Origin of the sequence: Actinoplanes sp. NPDC026623, from assembly GCF_040638275.1 — a bacterium.
GTDB lineage: Bacteria > Actinomycetota > Actinomycetes > Mycobacteriales > Micromonosporaceae > Actinoplanes.
The window spans coordinates 1-18140 of sequence record NZ_JBEZXZ010000182.1 but is presented as its reverse complement, the minus strand read 5'-3'; the positions used below and the strand labels follow the sequence as shown (position 1 = coordinate 18140).

Genomic DNA, 18140 nt, shown 5'->3' with positions numbered 1-18140 from the left:
CGCCGGCCGCGAGCGCCCCGGCCAGCAGGGCGGGGGCGGCCCAGCGCCCGTCGAGCGAAGCCCCGGTCACGGGTCCGCCCTGCCACCCGCCGGTCACCACCGCGCCCGCGGCGGCGACGGCGGCCAGCCCGGTCACCGCCGCGGTGCCTCGCAGCAGCCGGGCCGGGTCCCGCGCCGCCGTCTGCGCCAGGACCGCGGCGGCGGCCGTCGTCACGCCGGCGGCGACACCGATGAGGACGACGTACGGCGCGTGGCCCGAGAACAACGCGCGCGGCACGACGACTCCCACGGCCGCGAGGCCGGCGACCGCGCCGGTGCCCACCACGGCGGCGAAGCGGGGAAACAGCAGCCCGCCGCGGCTGATCGGGCTGGTCGCCAGCCACATCAGATCGGCCGGGGACCTGCTCAGCGGGCCGAAGGCCGCGGCGGCCACCAGCCCCGCCGACACGCAACCCAGCGCCGCGGCCACGACCAGGCCGGCCGCCGTACCCTGTGCCGGGTTCGGCCGCTCCGCCAGGGAGCGAACCGCCATGACGGCCCCAACCACGGCGAACGCCGCGCAGAGCAGCACCGTGTAGACGCCGTCGAGGCTTCGCCGGGGCCGTGCCGGACTCATCGCCGCTTCCGATCCAGCTCGATGCTCCGGCCGAGCTCACCCAGGGCCGGGTCGTGGGTGGCCACCAGGGCGGTCCCGCCGGCGGCGGCGTACGCGCCGACGAGCGCGGCGGCCGTGGCGCGGCCGGCGGCGTCGAGGTGCCGCTCCGGCTCGTCCAGCAGGAGCAGCTCGCTCGGGCGGGCGAACGTCATGGCGAGGGCGAGCCGCTGCCGCTGCCCCGACGACAGCCTGGTCGGCGATTCGTCCGCGACCGGCGCCAGCCCCAGCTGGTCGAGCAGCTCGCCGGGTTCCGGGCACGGCCGCGCCGCCGGCGTGTTCACCCGCCGGACGAGCTCGACATGCTCGCGAACGGTCAGCGACGGATACCAGGCACCGTCGTCCAGCAGCGCGGCGACCATCCGCCGGAAACGCGGGCTGGTCTCGTCCACCGCCCGGTCGCCGACCCGTACCGTGCCCGCCGCCGCCGGGTGCAGCCCGGCGACGCACCGGAGCAGCGTCGACTTGCCCGCGCCGTTGCCGCCGCGGACAACGACCGCCTCGCCCGCGCCGGCCCGCAGCGAGAAGTCCGCCAGCACCACCCGGGCGCCGTACCCGAGCTCGACGTGATCGATCTCCAGAAACATGCGTTCAGTGTGGATAGGCCCGCGGGATGCGGGTCGTGGGGATCTCGCTGCGGAACGCCGCGATGCGCCCGGTCACCTGCCGCCTGCCGACGGTGTTCTCGATGCGATCGAGGTACAGGCACCGGGCGGCGAGCTTGTCGAGGTCGACGGTGAAGTAGATCGCCATCAGCGGGTTGACGAACAGGGTGCTGCCGCTGGTGCGCCGGGTGAACTGGACGTTGCCGAACGCGCCGCCGGTGGCCGCCGCGATCTGGCCGTTGACGATGCTCGGCCGGTCCGGCGTGGCGGCCTGGGCGTCGGCGACGGCGTCGCGGTACAGCACCGCCTCCCGGCTCCCGCCGGGAATGGACACCGCGCCGAGGTAGCCGCCCTCGCGGTCGAGCGCGGCGAGGTTCTCCAGCACGTGCACGTGGCTGATGCCGTCGTTGGCGTCGATGCCGAAGCCGAGGCAGGTCACCAGCTTCACCGCCACGTCGAGGCCGGCCACGGCGGCGACGCTCGTCATGTCCTCGACCGGCGTGCCGATCGCGTTCTCGTCACCGCGCATCAGGATGTCGGTGCCGCCGTCGACAAGCACCACCGCGTCGATGTCCAGCAGCTCCATCAGGTACCGGTAGGCCGCCCGCAGGGTCTGCACGCCCAGCGGCGGGAAGGCGTACACCGTCGACGGCAGGTCGTGGGCCGCCAGCCAGCGGGCGAGCACCCCCTCGGGGAAGTACCAGTCCGGGCTGGTCGTCTCCGGCGTCACCGCCACGACGTGATCGGACACCCACGAGCCGGGGTCGACCTGTCCGAGCTCGGAGAACGACAGGCTGGCCAGGTGCACCCGCACGCCGTCCTGCCACAGGGCGAGGGCCAGCGGCAGCCCGGCGTACACGTCGAACCCGCCGCCCGCGCCGGCGATCAGGACGCTGCGGGAGCCGGCCAGCGCGGCGAACAGCGGCGGGGTGCTCAACGAGAAGGTCACCGCTCAATGATCAGGCACGTGGCAAATCGCCAAAGGCGTGCGCACGCTGCCTTCCACCTTCAACATATATCGGGAAGTGGGGCTTGCGGCAAGACCCCGGTCGGGGCGCAGAATCGTCGGCCGAGGCCACCACCTGCGGAAACGGATATCGCGATGATCGAGCAGTACGTCATGGATCTCCGGGATGCCGGCGACGCGCAGGTCGCGGTCGTCGGCGGCAAGGGCGCGCATCTGGGCGAGCTGTCGCGGATCGAGGAGATCAGCGTCCCGGACGGCTTCTGCGTGACGACGCACGCCTACCGGCGCCTCGTGGCGTCGGCACCGTCCATGGACGATCGGCTCGAGCGGCTGTCGCGGCTGGACCCGGACGACCGCGAGGCGATCCGCGCGCTCGCCGCGGAGATCCGCCGAAGCATCGAGGGGATCGCGATCCCGGAGGACCTCGCGGCGGCGATCACCCACCACCTGGCCCGGCTCGGCGAGCGGGCCGCCTGCGCCGTGCGATCCAGCGCGACGGCCGAGGACCTGCCGACGGCCTCCTTCGCCGGCCAGCAGGACTCCTATCTGAACATCGTGGGGCCGGAGGCGATCCTGGCCCACGTCAGCCGGTGCTGGGCCTCGCTGTTCACCGAGCGGGCGGTGACCTACCGCCGGCGCAACGGCATCGACGACCGCGCGGTACACATGGCCGTTGTCGTGCAGCGGATGGTCTTCCCGCGGGCGGCCGGCATCCTGTTCACGGCCGACCCCGTCACGGGCAACCGCAGGGTCGCCTCGGTGGAGGCCGGCTTCGGCCTCGGCGAGGCCCTGGTCTCCGGCCTGGTGAATCCGGACGTCTATCAGATACGCGGCGACGAGATCGTCGCCAAGGCGATCGGCGTCAAGAAGCTCGCCATCCACGCCGCACCGGCGGGCGGGACCCGGGAACAGGCCATCGACCCGGGGATGCAGAGCCGGCCCGCGCTGACGGACGCGCAGGTCCTGACGCTGGTGGGGGTCGGCCGGCGGATCGAGGCGCACTTCGGCCGCCCGCAGGACATCGAGTGGTGCCTGGCCGGCGACGGCGTCCAGATCGTCCAGAGCCGGCCGATCACCACGCTGTTCCCCATCCCCGAGTCGGGCGACGGCGAGAACCACGTCTACATCTCCGTCGGCCATCAGCAGATGATGACCGACCCCATGAAACCCCTGGGGCTCTCCTTCTGGCAGATGACGACCCCCGCGCCGATGGCCGAGGCCGGCGGCCGGCTGTTCGTCGACGTCACCGCGCGGCTGGCCGCGCCGGCGACCCGGGCCGGCCTGGTGGAGCTCATCGGCAAGTCCGATCCGCTGATCGGGGACGCGCTGCGTACCGTCATCGAGCGCGACGGCTTCATCCGGCCGGTGTCCGACCAAGACGCACCCGGTCCGCTGCTCGGCGGCCCCACCGAGCCGATCGAGACCGATCCGGCCATCGTCACCGAGCTGATCGGACTCAGCGAGGCCTCCGTCGCCGCCGCGGAACGCGAGATCCGCACGAAGTCGGGGGTGGCGCTGCTCGACTTCATCCGCACGGACATCCAGGAGCTGAGGCGGATCCTGTTCGATCCGCGCAGCCGTCAGGTGTTCATGCCGGCGATGGAGGCGACGTGGTGGCTCAACGAGCGGTTGGAGGCCTGGCTGGGCGAGCGCAACGCGGCGGACACGCTCACCCAGTCCGTGCCGCACAACGTCACTTCGGAGATGGGGCTGGCGCTGCTCGACGTCGCCGACGTGATCCGCCCGCATCCGGAGGTGGTGGCGTTTCTGGAGGGCGCCGAGGACGACGGCTTCCTGGACGGGCTGCCCAGGCTCGCCGGCGGGCGGGAGGCGCGCGACGCCATCGAGGCGTGGCTCGACCGGTACGGCATGCGCTGCGTCGGCGAGATCGACATCACCCGGCCACGGTGGAGCGAGCGCCCGTCCACGCTCGTTCCCCTGATCGTCGGCAACATCCGGAACTTCGAACCGGGAGCCGGCGAGCGGCGCTTCGAGCAGGGGCGCCAGGAGGCCTGGCGCAAGGAGCAGGAGCTCCTGGAGCGCCTGCGGGCGCTGCCGGACGGCGAGGCCAAGGCCGCCGAGACGAAGCTGATGATCGACAGGGTACGGACCTTCATCGGGTACCGGGAGTATCCGAAGTACGGCATGATCAGCCGCTACTTCGTGTACAAGCGGGCCCTGATGGCGCAGGCCGAGCGCCTGGTGCGGGCCGGGGTGCTCCGCGAGCCGGAAGACATCTTCTACCTCGCGTTCCAGGAGCTGCACGACGTCGTGCGCGCCAACCGGGCCGACTACGGGCTCATCGAGGCGCGCAAGGCCGCGTTCACCTCGTACGAGGGGCTCACGCCGCCCCGGGTGCTCACCTCCGACGGCGAGGCGCTCAACGGGGCGTACCGGCGTGCGGACGTGCCGGCCGGCGCGCTGGCCGGCCTGGCGGTCTCCGCCGGGACCGTCGAGGGGCGGGCCCGCGTCATCCTGGACATGGCGCGGGCCGATCTCGAGCCGGGCGACATCCTCGTCACCGCACACACCGACCCCAGCTGGACGCCGCTGTTCGTCGCCGTCGCCGGCCTGGTGACGGAGGTCGGCGGGCTGATGACCCACGGCGCGGTGATCGCCCGGGAGTACGGCCTGCCGGCCGTCGTCGGCGTGCTGGATGCCACCCGGCTGATCCACGATGGGCAGCGGATCCGCGTGCACGGAACCGACGGCTACGTGGAGATCCTGTCGTGACCGCTCAGACCCGGCACTGCCAGGAGTGCGGGTTCAGGAAGTCCACGAACCGGTCGATCGTGGCGTACCCGAAGGTGGTTTCCCGGCAGGCGGCAAGCATGTCGACGAGCGCGTACCGCGGCTCGGCCGCGCCGGTGACGCAGCGCCAGCTGTATGCGTCGGAGCCGACCAGCACGGCGCCGTCCGCGCCGGTGGTGCGGCAGTACCGGCCGAGGTCGGGTGCGACGACGTCGTCGCGTACCCGCCAGCACCGGACGCTGCCCGAGCGCCAGAAGTCCGCGATGCGGTCAACGGCCTGCGGGATCTGGTACGTCCAGCGGCAGGCGGCGTCCAGGGTCAGGTCGCCGTACCGCTGGTCCCCGGTGCGGCAGTGCCAGTCGTACGCGGAACGGCCCAGGGCGATGGCGTCGGCGTAGCCGAGCGAGCGGCAGTAGCCGCCCAGGTCGGGCGCGCCGAGCTCCTGCGGCGGTGGCGGGGACGCGACCGCGGGTGCGGCCACCGCGCCGAGGCCGGCGACGGCGCCGAGAAGCGCGGCGAGCAGGGTCTTCGTCACTGCGCGACCGCGAACCGGTAGTTGGCGCCGTACTGCGAGTCGTACTCCCGGCAGCCGGCCCGGTCGCCGGAGACGAACCACAGCTCCAGCTCGCGCGCGTCCGCGCCGAGCGGCAGGGACGCCAGCACCTTGACCTGCCGGCGGTTGCCGTTGAGCTGGGTGACCGGCCGGCGCTGCACCGCGCCGCCGTCGATCCGGTATTCGACGCCGATGCTCCACGCGTCGCCGCCGGCGTACTGGGCGCGGCAGTTGGGCAGGCGCGCCGGGTCGTAGTCGACAAGCACGGGGGCGTTCGCCTCGATGGCACCCTCGACCGTGGTGCTCCAGTCCGACGAGAAGCGGATCACCGGCGCGGCGGAGGCGGAGGCCGGTGCGGCGGTGATGCCCAGTAGGAGCGTGATGCCGACCCCGACCGCGGCGGCACGACAGCTGGTCCCGCGCGATCGGGCGGTGGGACGGTGGATGAGGCGCATGCTGGTTTCACTCCGTATCAGGGTGGTACTTCGTCGCGTTCCTACGAGGACCACCCTTGCAAGTTCTTGCAGAGGACGTCAACATCCTTCAATGGCATCAGCGGCGGAATCCGCAGCTCAAGCCCGTGACCTTGCCAACGGCAGTGAGTGGAATCACGAAGCGCCCGCCGCAGCAATCGACGTTGTAACTGAAACTTCTTGCAGATGTCATAGAGTGACGCCCATGCATCGCATCCTGGTCGCCGGTCCGGCCTCGTGGAATGTCATCATCCGCGTGGCGGAGCTGCCCGCCCCGCGGCCGCACACCCTGTTCGCCGAGTGGCATCACGACACCCTGGGCGGCACCTCCGCCGGCAAGGCACTCAACCTCGCCCGGCTCGGCGCACACGTCACCCTGATCACCCTGGCCGACACCGGCGACGACGCCGGCTCGCGCATCACCGCCGAGCTGCGCGGACACGGCATCGACGTGGTGGTCGTCCCGAGCGCCAACGGCTCCGAGCGCCACGTCAACCTGATGGACGACCGGGGGCAGCGGCTCTCGATCTACCTGACCCTGCCCCGGGCCGCGCAGCCCGTCGAGGTGCCGCCCGGCCTGATCGACGCCGCCGACGTGGTCGTCGCCGATCTCGCCGACCACAGCCGCCCGGTGTTGCGCGCGGCGCGCCGCGCCGGCAAGCCGATCTGGTGCGACCTGCACGACTACGACGGCACGAGCGAGTTCCACCGCGAGTTCCGCGACGCCGCCGACCACCTGTTCCTCAGCGGGGAACGACTCGCCGACCCCGAGGCGTTCCTGCAGGCCCGGATCGCCGCCGGCAGCCGCCTGGCCGTCTGCACGCTGGGCGCACAGGGCGCGATCGCCTGCGAGCGGGGCGGGCCGGTGGTCCGGGTGCCGGCCACGCCGGCCGGCGAGGTGGTCGACACCAACGGCGCGGGCGACGCGTTCTTCGCCGGCTTCCTCGCCGCGCACCTCGGCGGCGCCGCGCTCACCGAGTGCCTGCGCCAGGCGTCCCGGGCGGGCGCCGCGGCCGTACGGACGCGCGATCTCACCGCGGCGACCCTGTCGCCGGCGCTGCTACGCGCCGACACCCCGCTGGCCTGAGCCGGACCGATCAGGAATCGAGAAGCACCGGCCGCGCGCCGCGCCTAGCGTTGTCGGCATGGACATCACGATCTCCTCGAGCTTCCTTCCCCATGACGACCCGGAGGCCGCCGTGGCCTTCTACCGCGACACGCTCGGCTTCGAGGTCCGCAACGACGTCGGTTACAACGGGATGCACTGGATCACGGTCGGCCCCGCCGGGCAGCCGGACACGTCCATCGTCCTGTACCCGCCGGCCGCGACCCCCGGACTCACCGACGACGAACGCCGCACCATCCGCGAGATGATGGCCAAGGGCACCTACGCCAGCGTCCTGCTGGCGACCAGGGACCTCGACGGCACCTTCGAGCGCGTGCAGGCCGGCGACGCCGAGATCGTCCAGGAGCCGACCGAGCAGCCGTACGGCGTACGCGACTGCGCCTTCCGCGACCCCGCCGGCAACATGGTCCGCATCCAGGAGGTGTCCAAGTGACCGCCATCGAATACGTGGCCCTCGAGGTTCCCGATCCCACCGCCGCCGACACCTTCTACGGCGACGCGTTCGGCCTGGGCAAGACGGTGCGGGTCCGGGCCTCGCAGGCGCCGACGACCGGCTTCCGCGGCTTCACGCTGTCGCTGGTGGTCTCCCAGCCGAGCACGGTCGACAGCCTCGCCGGCACCGCCCTCGAGCACGGCGCCACCACGCTGAAGCCGGTGAGGAAGAGCTTCTGGGGCTACGGCGGGGTCGTCCAGGCCCCGGACGGCACGATCTGGAAGATCGCGACGTCGTCGAAGAAGGACACCGGACCGGCGACCCGGAATGTCGACGACATCGTGCTCCTGCTGGGCGTCGCCGACGTGAGGGCCACCAGGCAGTTCTACGTCGACCAGGGCCTGACCGTGTCGAAGAGCTTCGGCAGCAAGTACGTCGAGTTCGACACCGCCGGCTCGCCCGTCAAGCTGGCGCTGTACAGCCGCAAGGCCGCCGCCAAGGACGCCGGCGTCGCGCCGGAGGGCACCGGTTCGCACCGGATCGTCGTCGCCGGCGACGCCGGGCCGTTCACCGATCCGGACGGGTTCGTCTGGGAGTCGGCGTCCGCCTGACGCGGAGCCGGGGTTCAGAGCGCGGCGGCGCCGAGCACCCAGGGTGTGGTCTGTGCGATGAAGTCGGCCGGGAAGCCGAGTCCGAAACCGGTGGCCTCCTCCAGCCGCGTCACCAGTGGTGGCGGCAGCGTGACCGCCGTGCAACCCAGGTTGTCCCGGAGCTGGTCGAGGGTCCGGGCGCCGACGATCGGCAGCACGCCGTCGCGCCGGCGGGTCCAGGCGAGAGCAACCTGTGCGGGGGTGGCACCGAGCTCGCCGGCCACCTCCCGCACGACCCGGGCCACACCGAGGTCCCGGTCGCTGATGGCGTCGCGGCTCAGTCGCGTCGCTCCCACCGGCGCGGCGGCGTTGTACTTGCCGGACAGCACGCCGCCGCCGAGCGGGCTCCACGCCGTCACGGTGAGGCCGTAGGCCTCGGCCATCGGCAGCAGCTCCCGCTCGGCGTCGCGGTTCACCAGGCTGTAAGGCACCTGGAGTCCGGCGAAGGGGGTCCAGCCGCGCCACTCGGCCAGCGTGTTCGCGCGTGAGACCACCCAGGCCGGCGTGTCCGACACCCCGATGTAGAGAACCTTTCCGGCGGTGACCGCGTCGTCGAGCGCCCGCATGGTCTCCTCGATCGGCGTGTGCCGGTCCCAGATGTGCACCCAGTAGACGTCGACGTGGTCGGTGCGCAGCCGGCGCAGGCTGGTCTCCAGCGACAGCCTGAGATTCTTGCGATGGTTTCCGCCGCCGTTCGGGTCGGCCGGGTCGCGGGTCACCGTGTATTTCGTGGCCACGACGAACCGGTCGCGCCGCCCGCTCAGCAGCTCACCGAGGATCTCCTCGCTGGCGCCGCCGCGGTAGTTGACGGCGGTGTCGACGACGTTTCCGCCGGCCTCGGCGTAGGCGTCGAGGATGCGACGGCACTCCTCGATCGGCGCGCCGACACCACCCTGCTCACCGAACGTCATCGCGCCGAGCACCAGCTCGGACACCCGCAGGCCGGTACGCCCGAACGTCGTGTACCTCATGCGGCGACCATATAGTCTGTCTGGTCATGCTGTCTAGATTCCCTGTCCGGTACGCTTCCGGTCGTGCCGGCCCGCCGCGATGTGCCCCAGAAGACCAATACCGACCTGCGCGAACGCATCCTCGACGCACTTCGCGAGCTGCTGCGTGAGCGCACCTTCGACACCCTCAGCGTCGCGGAGATCATCACCGCCGCGGGGGTCTCCCGGGCGAGCTTCTACTTCTACTTCGCCGGCAAGCAGGCGGTGCTGGCCGAGGTGGTGCGCCGCGCGGTCGGCGCCGGCCACGCGGCCGCGCAGCCGTGGACGCAGGGCAGGCCCGGCCCCCGCGAGACCCTGCGGGCCGGCATCGACGCGGGCGCCGGCCTGTGGCTGTCCAACGCGGCGGTGTTGCGCGCCATCGTGGAGAGCTGGGCGTCCGACTCGCAGCTGCGCGAGCTGTGGCTGGCCCAGATGGCGACGTTCACCGACGCCGCGGTGACCCGGATCGAGGCCGACCGGCGGGCCGATCCCGCCGTGGCGGCCCGGCTCGACGGCGTCGACGTGCCCGCGCTCGCCGCATCGCTGACGTGGACCGGCGAGCGGCTCTACTACCTGGCCGCCTGCGCAGTGCCGCCGTTCGACGACCGGACCGTGCTTGTCGACACGCTGACCCACCTGTGGGTGTCGGCGCTCTACGGCTGACGCCCGCCGTTCAGATTGCTCACCAGCAGGCCCCCGGTCGCCTCGAGGTGCGCGCGCATGGCGGCCTCGGCACCCGCGCCGTCGCGGGCCAGCACGGCGGCGACCACCGGCTCGTGCTCGGCGTGGATCTCCAGCAGGGTACGGCCGCTGGCGGTGGTCGGCGGGCCGAGCAGGGCGGTGGTGGTGCGCAGCCGCTCGACGATGGCCGCGGTCCGAGGCCGCCCCGAGGCACGCAGCAACAGGTCGTGCAGGAGCCGGTCGGCCGGCCAGAAGCGCGCGTCGTCGCCGCGCGCGGCCGCGTCCGCCATGGCGTCCAGCGCCGACCGGATGGTGGCGTGCTGCTCGTCGGTGCCGTGCTCGGCCGCGCGGCGGGCGGCGCCCGGTTCGAGGGCGAGGCGGATGCCGATGATCTCCTCGATGTCGTGGACGCTCGGCGGCAGGACCCGGAAGCCGCGGTTGCGGTGGATCTCGACCAGTCCCGCCTCCGCGAGCCGCAGCAGGCCCTCCCGGGCGGGGCTGCGCGACACCCCGAGCAGGTCCGCGAGCTGATAGACCGAGTAGGTCGTGCCGGGCACGAGCTCGCCGGCGGCGACGCCGTCGCGGACCGCCCGGACGACGGCGTCGGCGAGGTTGCGGGCGTCCGGCGGCAGGGCAAGCTCAGGCACGAGTAACATGTTACCCATGAGCGAGCAGCCGAACGGCGTGGTGGAGGCCCTGCTGAGGGCCGGGCTCGAGGTGCGGGCCGACCCCGGCACCCTGGGGATGTACGCCTCCGACGCCTCGCTCTACCGGATTCCGCCCCTCGCGGTGGTCCGGCCCCGGCACGTCGACGAGGTCGCCGCGGCCCTCGCCGTCGCCCGCGAGACCCGGGTGCCGCTCACCTCCCGCGGCGCCGGCACGTCGGTGGCCGGAAACGCCGTCGGCCGCGGCATCGTGCTCGACTTCTCCCGGCACCTCAACCGCGTGCTCGACGTCGACCCGTCGGCACGCACGGCGGTGGTCGAGCCCGGCACCGTGCACGCCGTCCTGCAGAAGGCCGTCACGCCGCACGGCGTCCGCTTCGGGCCGGACCCGTCCACCCATCCGCGCTGCACCATCGGCGGGATGATCGGCAACAACGCCTGCGGCTCCCGGTCGCTGGCGTACGGCCGCACCAGCGACAACGTCGCCGGGCTCGAGCTGCTGACCGCCGCCGGGGACCGGCTCACCTGCGGCTACGACGACCAGGGCGCCGCCTTCGCGCACGGCGCCGACCCGGTGATCTCCGGCCTGCGGGCCGCGGTCGGCGCGCACCTGGCCACCGCCCGCACCGAGTTCGACCGCTTCGCCCGCCAGGTGTCCGGCTACGCCGTGCAGCACCTGCTGCCCGAGCGCTTCGACCTCACCCAGGCTCTCGTCGGCTCCGAGGGCACCCTCGCGGTCATCACCCGGGCGACCGTGAAGCTGGTCGTCGACGCGCCGGTCCGGGTCGTCGTCGTGCTCGGCTTCCCGGACATCATCGCGGCCGGCGAGGCGGCACCCGCCGTGGTCGCGCACGGCCCGACCTCCTGCGAGGGGCTCGACTCGCGGCTGCTCGACGTGATGCGCGCCCGCCGCGGCCCCGACGCCGTCCCGCCGCTGCCGCGCGGCGGGGCCTGGCTCTTCGTCGAGCTCGCCGGCGACGACCCCGGCGAGGTGGCCGCCCGGGCGCAGAAGCTGGCGGCCGACGGCATCGGCGACGACGCCCTCGTCGTCACCGACCCCGCCCGCCAGGCCCGGCTGTGGCGCATCCGCGAGGACGGCGCGGGCCTGGCCGGCCGCGCGCCCTCCGACAAACCCGCGTGGCCCGGCTGGGAGGACGCCGCCGTGCCGCCGGAGAAGCTGGGCGCCTACCTCGCCCGGTTCGACGAGCTCGTCTCCTCCTACGGCATGACCTCCGCGCCGTTCGGCCACTTCGGCGACGGCTGCATGCACGTGCGGCTCGACTACCCGCTCGACCGGCCCGGCGGGACGACGGTGCTGCGCGAGTTCCTCACCGACGCGGCGCGGCTGGTCGGCGAGTTCGGCGGATCGCTGTCCGGCGAGCACGGCGACGGCCGGGCCCGCTCCGAGCTGCTGCCGCACATGTACTCCCCCGACGCCCTCGCCCTGTTCGCGGGCGTCAAGCACGCCTTCGACCCGGACAACCTGCTCAACCCCGGCGTCCTCGTCGACCCGGACCCGGTCGACGCGGACATCCGCCCGGCCGGCCGCTTCCCCCTCAAGCAGCTCGCGATGGCGTACCCGCACGACGACGGCGACCTCGGCCAGGCCGTGCACCGGTGCACCGGCGTCGGCAAGTGCCGCGCCGACAACTCCGCCGCCGGCGGCGTCATGTGCCCCTCCTACCTGGCCACCCGCGAGGAGCAGGACTCGACCCGCGGGCGCGCCCGGATCCTGCAGGAGGTCGTGCGCGGCGAGCTGCCCTGGTCGCACCCGTCGGTCCACGACGCGATGGACCTGTGCCTGTCCTGCAAGGGCTGCGCCTCCGACTGCCCGACCGGCATCGACATGGCCACCTACAAGTCCGAGGTGCTGCACCAGAGCTACTCCGGCCGGCTGCGGCCGCGCTCGCACTACACGCTCGGCAGGCTGCCGTTCTGGGCAAGGATCGCCGGCCGGATGCCCCGGCTGGCGAACGCCTCCGTCCGGCTGCCCGTGCTCGGCCGCCTCGCGCTCTGGCTGGCCGGCGTCGACCGGCGGCGCTCCGTCCCGGCCTTCGCCCGGCGCCCGTTCGGCCGCGGCTTCGTGCCGGCCGCGGCCGAGGGCCGCAAGCCGGTGGTGCTCTTCGCCGACTCCTTCTCCGACGCCTTCTCACCCGAGGTCGCCGACGCCACCGTACGGGTGCTGCGCGCCGCCGGCTACGAACCGCGACTGCCGAACGGGCCGGTCTGCTGCGGCCTGACCTGGATCACCACCGGCCAGCTCGACTCGGCCAAGAAGATCCTCTCCCGTACGGTCGCAGCACTCGCCGACGCCGCCCGCGACGGCATCCCGATCGTCGGCATCGAGCCGTCCTGCACGGCGGTGCTGCGCTCCGACGTGCACGAGCTGCTGCCCGGCGACGCCGACGCCGCCCTGGTCGCCGGTTCCGTGCACACCCTCGCCGAGCTGCTCACGAAGACACCGGGCTGGTCACCGCCCGACCTGTCCGGCGTCGAGGTCGTCGCCCAGCCGCACTGCCACCACCACGCCGTACTGGGCTGGAAGGCCGACGCCGACCTGCTCGCCGGGACCGGCGCCCGGGTGCGGCGGCTGGCCGGCTGCTGCGGGCTGGCGGGCAACTTCGGCGTCGAACTCGGCCACTACGAGGTCTCGGTGGCGGTCGCCGAGCAGAACCTGCTGCCCGCTCTCGACGCCGCCCCCGACGCGGTCGTCCTCGCCGACGGCTTCTCCTGCCGCACCCAGGTCACGGATCTGCGGGGCCGCCCGGCCGTGCATCTGGCCCAGCTGCTCGACCGCTGAGGCCGTCCGCGCGCTGCGTACGCTGCTCGCATGTTCCCCCCAGTGAAGATCGTCTCCGGTGGCTTGGAGATCCGCGAGTTCGGCCCGCCGGACGCGGCCCAGGTGACGGCGCTGGTGGCGGCCGGCGACCGGACGGCACTGCCGCCGGGCTCCCCCGGTGACGTCGCCGACGTGGACCGGTGGCTGGCCGAGACGGTGCACCAGCGCAGGCTGGACGGCGCGGGCGTGCACCTGACGATCGTGGAGACGGCGAGCGGTGAGTTCGTCGGCAGCGTCGGGTTGCGCGACACCGACTGGGCGGCCGGAACCACCGAGATCGGCTACGGGGTCCGGGCCGGCCGGCGCGGTCGCGGATATGCGACCGGGGCGGCCCGCGCGGTCGGCCGGTGGGCGCTCGTCGACGGCGGGATGCGGCGGGTCCAGCTGCACGCCCGCCTCGACAACGTCGCTTCCGTACGGGTCGCCGAGAGGGCCGGATACCAGCGGGAGGGCACGCTGCGGATGGCCGTATGGGACGGCGAGAAGGCGCATGACCTCGCCGTCTTCTCGATGATCGCGATAGATCTCGAAGCGGCCGAGGCCGCCCGCTGACCGCGACGGACGGTTCAGGTGCCGGTGATGCCCGGCCCGTCGAAGTCCGTCCCGCGGCTGAGCTTCTCCCAGGTGATCAGGTCGGCCCGGAGCAGGTCGTGGTGGGCCATGATGTTGTCGACGGCGTCGTTGCCGAGCGCCAGCCGCAGCGGCGGCTCGGGAAGGTCGAGGACCTCGAGGATGGCCCGGGCCGCCTTGCGCGGATCGCCCGGCTGCGTTCCGTCCATGGTGTCGACGGCGGTCCGGGTAGCTCCGGACGTCGCCGCGTAGGCGTCGATGACGCGCGACCGGTGCATCCGGTGACCGCCGAACTCGGTGCGGAATGCGCCCGGCTCGACGATCAGAACCCGGATGCCGAACGGCCGGACCTCCTCGGCCAGCGCCTCCGACAGGCCCTCGAGGGCGAACTTCGCGGCGCAGTAGGCCCCGAAACCCGGCATGCTCAGCTGCCCGCCCATCGAACTGATCTGGACGATCGCGATATTTCGTGGCCGTTGCCGAGCGCCTGAATTTCAGCCGGGCCGCCGTGGACCTGCGCATCACCCAGCAGTCACTGTCACAGCAGATCAGTGCGCTGGAGCGCCGGCTGGGCATCCGGCTGTTCGACCGGGACACCCGCGGCGCCCGCCTCACCCGCGCCGGGGAGGTCTTCCTCACCGAGGCCCGCGCCGTGCTCGCCCGGGCGGAGCAGGCACTCGCCGTCGCGCACCGGGCCGCCCGCGGTGAGGTCGGCCGCCTGGAACTGGCCTTCCTGTCCTCGACGGCCAACTACATGCTGCCGCCGGTCGTCCGCGCCCTGCGGCACCGGCTGCCGGATCTCGAGTTCGTCACCCATGACCTGCCCATCGACGACCTCGTCGCGGGCCTGCGGGACGGCCGGTTCGACGCGGCCCTCACCAGACCACCGCTGGTCGGCGACCTGGCCACCCAGACGGTCACCATGGAGCCGGTGTGCGCGGTCGTGCCGGCCGACCATCCGCTCGCCACCCGGGCGGCGCTGCACCTCGCCGATCTCGCCGACGAGGACTGGGTGCTCACTCCGCGCGGATCCTGGCCGCCGTGGCACGAGAAATACGACCGGGACTTCGCCGCCGCCGGTTTCCACCCGCGCGTCGTGCAACGAGCCGGCAGCGTCGCGAACCTGCTCGGGCTCGTCGCCGCCGGTGTCGGCGTGACCCGGCTGGCGCAATCGGCGATCAGCATCCGCCGCACCGGCGTGGTCTTCGTGCCGCTCATCGGGGACGAGGCTCTGACCGTCCTCGCCTGGCTGCCCACCCGCGACGATCCGATCCTTCGACAGCTGCGCGGCATCGTCACCGACCTCGCCGCGACCAGCGACCTGACCAGCGGGGGCTGAATTGAGATGCCCCCGTGACGGCCACCCTGAGAGACTCCCCCGCGTGGACATCTCGGTAGTGGCAGCGGACGGGACCCGGCTGACGGCGCGGCGTACGGGGCGCGGCTCCCCCGTGGTTCTGGTGCACGGATCCTCGGGCGGGCTGGACTCCTGGGACCCGATCGTGCCGCTGCTGGCCGACCGGTTCGAGCTGTGGGTCTATGCGCGCCGCGGCTACCCGCCGAGCGACGGCTGCCGGAGCCCCAAGACCTACGCGGACGACGCCGCCGATCTCCAAACCGTGATCGCCGCGGCCGGCGGCTCCGCGCACGTGGCCGGGGCGTCCTACGGTGCCACGGTCGCGTTGCATGCGGCGCACTCCGGCAGCGACGCGATCCGTTCGGTGGCGCTGTTCGAGCCGCCGCTGTTCGCCGCGGGCGCGGCCCTGGCGCCCGTGCTCGGCGCATACCGCGAGCTCCTGGGGGCCGGTGACATCGCCGCAGCGACGCGGCTGTTCGCCGAGAAGGTCGCCCGCGTTCCGGCCGCCCTCCTCGCGGCGATGGCGTCCGCGGACACCGCCCCGAAGAGCCCGGCCGAGCAGGCTTCGGCCGCCGCCGAGGCCGTGGGGTGCCTGCACGATCTCGAGGCGATCGCCGCCGACCAGGCCGACGTCCAACGCTGGGCCCGCATCGGCGTACCCGTCCTGCTCATGCAGGGCGGCGAGACCTGGGCGCCGATGCCCTCCACAATGGATGCCATCGCCGGCGCGCTGCCGAAGGCGGCGCGGGTGACGCTGCCGGGCCAGTCGCACTTCGCCACGCACACCGCCCCCGAACCGTTCGCGGCGGCGTTGCGCGAATTCCTGCTCAGTGCCGATCTTTGAACCTGGTCTGCGCCGCCGGGCCGGCTGCAACCGGCCGGCTCCCCGAACGTTCCGGACGTGCCACGGACACTCCTCATCCTGGAAATCGGCCGCGGAAGACCAAGGATCTTTCGGTGACGATGCCGAACGCAGGAGAGCGCCATGAGCACAGAACTGGAACTACGCACCGGCAGCCGCCTGAGCCCGTCGACCCACCGTCTCGACAAGCCCGGCGCGGACCTCCTCCAGCCGGCGTGGCAGCACAGCCGCACGGTTGCCGCAGCGTCCCCGGTGGTGCCGACCCGCCACGTCCCGAGTGTCGCCAGACCGACCTTGCCGGTACACCGCATCACCCCGTTCGAACTCGCGTCAGCCTGACGTCCGGGTCGAACGCGGATTGACCGCCGCCGGAGCAGCGCTTCAATCGATATCCGCGAAGCGCCTCTGTGCCAGCTGAGCGACGACCGCCTCGATCGCTTCCCTGGTGACCGCCGGCAGGACGACGACAGCAGATTCGGCGAAGTAGCCGGGTTGAGCAACGGCGCTCTGGACCTCCTGAGCCAGCCGGGCCGGGTCGTAGAAGGTGACCCTCTTCCGGCGGCCGGCCCATTGGACCGTTATCTCGATCCAGCCCTTGGTCTCGGTCATGGCCCAGTCGAAGTCATCCATCGAGGGCGGGTAGATGACCCGCGCCGCATCTCCGTCGTCGTTCTGTCGCCTCGTCCGCACGGCGATCAGTCCTCCGTACGCGCCGGTCGCTGCAGCGATCCGAGTTCGTCGAGCGCAGCCGTCCGCGCCCGCGCGGTTGGCGCCCGGAAGACGCCGGCCAGGCGCCGGAGCGCCTCCGGCTTTCCGGTGGCCTGGGCGGTGCCGTCGGCGACCGCACCGGCGAGGCTCGCCCGGCCGGCGGCGATGTCGCGGATGAGCTCCCCGGTCGTGGTGATGACGGCGTCGGGATGCTGGGCGGGACCGTGCGCGACCTCGATGGTGCCGCCGTCGATGCGCACGTAGAAGGCGTCGTCGTCGATGCGGAACTCGTAGACCGCCTGCAGACGCTGGGCGGACCGCGGATCGAAACACGCCTTGAGGCCGAGCATGGCCCAGCCGGGCTCGAAGAACTCGTCGTCGCGCGGTTGCCCCATCGCCCAGGTCATGCCCCATCGCGCCAGGGCGAGGATGACCGGTTCCAGGTCCCGCCCGGCGGCGGTGAGGGCGTAGGCCGGGGTCCGGGCCGGCGGCGGCAGGGTGCCCCGCTCGACCAGGCCCTCCCGCTCCAGGTGCTTCAGCCGGGCCGCGAGCAGGCCGGTGCCCAGCCCGCGCAGGCGCTGCTGCAGCTCACCGAAGCGTTTGGGGCCGGTCAGCAGTTCGCGGATGAGCAGCAGGGTCCAGCGTTCGCCGACCAGGTCGAGGGTGCGTGCGGTCGCGCAGAACTGGTTGTAGCTTCGCTGGTCCACTTCATCATCCTAGTGTTCCGGCTTCCGGTTCTCGAAGTGTCACGCGGCGCCCCTGAGCAGGCGGACCAGGGCCTGCGGGTCGGTGAGCATCACGTCGTGCGGGCCGTCCAGGAAGACGACGGCGTAGCCGAGCTCGGCGGCGAACCGGGAGAACGGGTAGGTCGCGGGCCGGCAGCAGATCGCCGTACCCGGGATGCGGTCGACGGCGCCGGTCAGCTCGGCCGGCCCGGTGAAGGTGAGTATCGGCTGAGGTCGCAGCCGGGCGGCGAGCCACTCGGCGCCGGCCGGGTCGGTGATGCCGAAGGCGGCGGGCGGCGGCGCCGGGATGAGCCGCCGATCGGTGTTCGAGCGCGCGGCGGCACGGACGGCGGCGACGAAGGGGCCGGGCGCCAGGGCGAACATGCCGGCGCCGTCGCGGCCCGCCCAGCCGTCGACGAGCACGATCCGGCGTACCCGATCGGGGCGCAGGTCGGCCGCCTGCCGGACCACCAGGCCCGCGTAGCTGTGCCCGACCAGCACCACGTCGCGGTCGGTGCCGTCGAGCGCGGCCGC

21 protein-coding genes are annotated in these 18140 nt (G+C 73.1%); 10 read left to right on the top strand and 11 right to left on the bottom strand.

Annotated elements, in window-relative coordinates; genetic code table 11:
- The 3 genes from AB0F10_RS35560 to AB0F10_RS35550 all read right to left on the bottom strand — a co-directional run.
- Window positions 1–616 (bottom strand): DUF6297 family protein (locus AB0F10_RS35560; RefSeq protein WP_360635527.1); only part of this gene is annotated, 616 nt, incomplete at its 3' end.
- On the bottom strand, window positions 613–1239 hold the full coding sequence (locus tag AB0F10_RS35555) for an ABC transporter ATP-binding protein (RefSeq protein ID WP_360635524.1): 627 nt from the start codon (window positions 1237–1239) through the stop codon (window positions 613–615). The genes AB0F10_RS35560 and AB0F10_RS35555, both read right to left, overlap by 4 nt.
- A gap of 4 nt (window positions 1240–1243) precedes the next feature.
- A complete protein-coding gene (locus AB0F10_RS35550; RefSeq protein ID WP_360635521.1) occupies window positions 1244–2206 on the bottom strand; it encodes a DUF1152 domain-containing protein in 963 nt (320 codons plus the stop codon).
- Between the two features lie 153 nt (window positions 2207–2359).
- Between AB0F10_RS35550 and rph the strand changes: the two genes are divergently transcribed.
- Complete coding sequence (gene rph / locus AB0F10_RS35545; protein WP_360635518.1) at window positions 2360–4957, top strand: rifamycin-inactivating phosphotransferase; 2598 nt, start codon at window positions 2360–2362, stop codon at window positions 4955–4957.
- A gap of 4 nt (window positions 4958–4961) precedes the next feature.
- Here the strand turns inward: rph and AB0F10_RS35540 are convergent, their stop codons facing one another.
- Window positions 4962–5510: a hypothetical protein gene (locus tag AB0F10_RS35540; RefSeq protein ID WP_360635515.1), complete on the bottom strand. Its 549-nt coding sequence runs from the start codon at window positions 5508–5510 to the stop codon at window positions 4962–4964.
- Window positions 5507–5983 carry a DUF6209 family protein gene (locus tag AB0F10_RS35535; protein ID WP_360635512.1) on the bottom strand — a complete coding sequence of 159 codons (477 nt, stop codon included), beginning with the start codon at window positions 5981–5983 and terminating at the stop codon, window positions 5507–5509. The genes AB0F10_RS35540 and AB0F10_RS35535 overlap by 4 nt, the downstream gene beginning before the upstream one ends.
- A 223-nt stretch (window positions 5984–6206) precedes the next feature.
- Here AB0F10_RS35535 and AB0F10_RS35530 point away from each other — a divergent pair, with 223 nt between their 5' ends.
- Genes AB0F10_RS35530 through AB0F10_RS35520 form a run of 3 tightly spaced genes read left to right on the top strand, consistent with a single transcriptional unit; the run spans window position 6207 to window position 8171 of the window.
- Window positions 6207–7088: a carbohydrate kinase family protein gene (locus AB0F10_RS35530; RefSeq protein ID WP_360635509.1), complete on the top strand. Its 882-nt coding sequence runs from the start codon at window positions 6207–6209 to the stop codon at window positions 7086–7088.
- Between the two features lie 58 nt (window positions 7089–7146).
- Complete coding sequence (locus AB0F10_RS35525) at window positions 7147–7560, top strand: VOC family protein (RefSeq protein WP_360635506.1); 414 nt, start codon at window positions 7147–7149, stop codon at window positions 7558–7560.
- The gene (locus AB0F10_RS35520) at window positions 7557–8171 is read left to right on the top strand and encodes a glyoxalase (protein WP_360635503.1); all 615 of its coding nucleotides are present in this window, start codon (window positions 7557–7559) and stop codon (window positions 8169–8171) included. The genes AB0F10_RS35525 and AB0F10_RS35520 overlap by 4 nt, the downstream gene beginning before the upstream one ends.
- Before the next feature lie 14 nt (window positions 8172–8185).
- Here the strand turns inward: AB0F10_RS35520 and AB0F10_RS35515 are convergent, their stop codons facing one another.
- The gene (locus tag AB0F10_RS35515) at window positions 8186–9181 is read right to left on the bottom strand and encodes an aldo/keto reductase (RefSeq protein ID WP_360635500.1); all 996 of its coding nucleotides are present in this window, start codon (window positions 9179–9181) and stop codon (window positions 8186–8188) included.
- Window positions 9182–9244: 63 nt separating this feature from the next.
- Here AB0F10_RS35515 and AB0F10_RS35510 point away from each other — a divergent pair, with 63 nt between their 5' ends.
- Window positions 9245–9862, top strand: a complete 618-nt coding sequence (locus AB0F10_RS35510; RefSeq protein WP_360635497.1) for a TetR/AcrR family transcriptional regulator — start codon at window positions 9245–9247, stop codon at window positions 9860–9862.
- On the opposite strand, the gene AB0F10_RS35505 is transcribed toward AB0F10_RS35510, so the two are convergent.
- Window positions 9853–10527 (bottom strand): GntR family transcriptional regulator, encoded by a 675-nt coding sequence (locus tag AB0F10_RS35505; RefSeq protein ID WP_360635494.1) that lies wholly within the window; start codon window positions 10525–10527, stop codon window positions 9853–9855. The genes AB0F10_RS35510 and AB0F10_RS35505 overlap by 10 nt on opposite strands.
- Before the next feature lie 16 nt (window positions 10528–10543).
- Between AB0F10_RS35505 and AB0F10_RS35500 the strand changes: the two genes are divergently transcribed.
- Window positions 10544–13345 (top strand): FAD-binding and (Fe-S)-binding domain-containing protein, encoded by a 2802-nt coding sequence (locus tag AB0F10_RS35500; protein WP_360635491.1) that lies wholly within the window; start codon window positions 10544–10546, stop codon window positions 13343–13345.
- 30 nt (window positions 13346–13375) lie between these two features.
- On the top strand, window positions 13376–13936 hold the full coding sequence (locus AB0F10_RS35495) for a GNAT family protein (RefSeq protein WP_360635488.1): 561 nt from the start codon (window positions 13376–13378) through the stop codon (window positions 13934–13936).
- A gap of 14 nt (window positions 13937–13950) precedes the next feature.
- On the opposite strand, the gene AB0F10_RS35490 is transcribed toward AB0F10_RS35495, so the two are convergent.
- Entirely contained in the window at window positions 13951–14376 is a 426-nt protein-coding gene (locus tag AB0F10_RS35490) for an SDR family NAD(P)-dependent oxidoreductase (protein WP_360635485.1), read from the bottom strand.
- A gap of 47 nt (window positions 14377–14423) precedes the next feature.
- Between AB0F10_RS35490 and AB0F10_RS35485 the strand changes: the two genes are divergently transcribed.
- From AB0F10_RS35485 to AB0F10_RS35475, 3 genes are all read left to right on the top strand, one after another.
- Complete coding sequence (locus AB0F10_RS35485) at window positions 14424–15293, top strand: LysR family transcriptional regulator (protein WP_360635482.1); 870 nt, start codon at window positions 14424–14426, stop codon at window positions 15291–15293.
- Between the two features lie 43 nt (window positions 15294–15336).
- A complete protein-coding gene (locus AB0F10_RS35480; protein WP_360635479.1) occupies window positions 15337–16155 on the top strand; it encodes an alpha/beta hydrolase in 819 nt (272 codons plus the stop codon).
- Between the two features lie 141 nt (window positions 16156–16296).
- On the top strand, window positions 16297–16512 hold the full coding sequence (locus tag AB0F10_RS35475) for a hypothetical protein (RefSeq protein ID WP_360635476.1): 216 nt from the start codon (window positions 16297–16299) through the stop codon (window positions 16510–16512).
- Between the two features lie 42 nt (window positions 16513–16554).
- Here the strand turns inward: AB0F10_RS35475 and AB0F10_RS35470 are convergent, their stop codons facing one another.
- From AB0F10_RS35470 to AB0F10_RS35460, 3 genes are all read right to left on the bottom strand, one after another.
- Window positions 16555–16803 (bottom strand): hypothetical protein, encoded by a 249-nt coding sequence (locus AB0F10_RS35470; RefSeq protein WP_360635473.1) that lies wholly within the window; start codon window positions 16801–16803, stop codon window positions 16555–16557.
- A gap of 65 nt (window positions 16804–16868) precedes the next feature.
- Window positions 16869–17588 carry a helix-turn-helix domain-containing protein gene (locus tag AB0F10_RS35465; protein ID WP_360635470.1) on the bottom strand — a complete coding sequence of 240 codons (720 nt, stop codon included), beginning with the start codon at window positions 17586–17588 and terminating at the stop codon, window positions 16869–16871.
- A gap of 39 nt (window positions 17589–17627) precedes the next feature.
- Window positions 17628–18140 (bottom strand): alpha/beta hydrolase (locus AB0F10_RS35460; protein WP_360635467.1); only part of this gene is annotated, 513 nt, incomplete at its 5' end.

Excerpts from the sequence above, each read along its gene's own strand:
- AB0F10_RS35500 (WP_360635491.1), top strand. The coding sequence starts at position 10,544 with ATGAGCGAGCAGCCGAACGGCGTGGTGGAGGCCCTGCTGAGGGCCGGG.
- AB0F10_RS35525 (WP_360635506.1), top strand. The coding sequence starts at position 7,147 with ATGGACATCACGATCTCCTCGAGCTTCCTTCCCCATGACGACCCGGAG.
- AB0F10_RS35490 (WP_360635485.1), bottom strand. The coding sequence starts at position 14,376 with ATGCCGGGTTTCGGGGCCTACTGCGCCGCGAAGTTCGCCCTCGAGGGC.
- AB0F10_RS35530 (WP_360635509.1), top strand. The coding sequence starts at position 6,207 with ATGCATCGCATCCTGGTCGCCGGTCCGGCCTCGTGGAATGTCATCATC.
- AB0F10_RS35515 (WP_360635500.1), bottom strand. The coding sequence starts at position 9,181 with ATGAGGTACACGACGTTCGGGCGTACCGGCCTGCGGGTGTCCGAGCTG.
- AB0F10_RS35495 (WP_360635488.1), top strand. The coding sequence starts at position 13,376 with ATGTTCCCCCCAGTGAAGATCGTCTCCGGTGGCTTGGAGATCCGCGAG.
- AB0F10_RS35475 (WP_360635476.1), top strand. The coding sequence starts at position 16,297 with ATGAGCACAGAACTGGAACTACGCACCGGCAGCCGCCTGAGCCCGTCG.
- AB0F10_RS35555 (WP_360635524.1), bottom strand. The coding sequence starts at position 1,239 with ATGTTTCTGGAGATCGATCACGTCGAGCTCGGGTACGGCGCCCGGGTG.
- AB0F10_RS35535 (WP_360635512.1), bottom strand. The coding sequence starts at position 5,983 with ATGCGCCTCATCCACCGTCCCACCGCCCGATCGCGCGGGACCAGCTGT.
- rph (WP_360635518.1), top strand. The coding sequence starts at position 2,360 with ATGATCGAGCAGTACGTCATGGATCTCCGGGATGCCGGCGACGCGCAG.
- AB0F10_RS35470 (WP_360635473.1), bottom strand. The coding sequence starts at position 16,803 with ATGGATGACTTCGACTGGGCCATGACCGAGACCAAGGGCTGGATCGAG.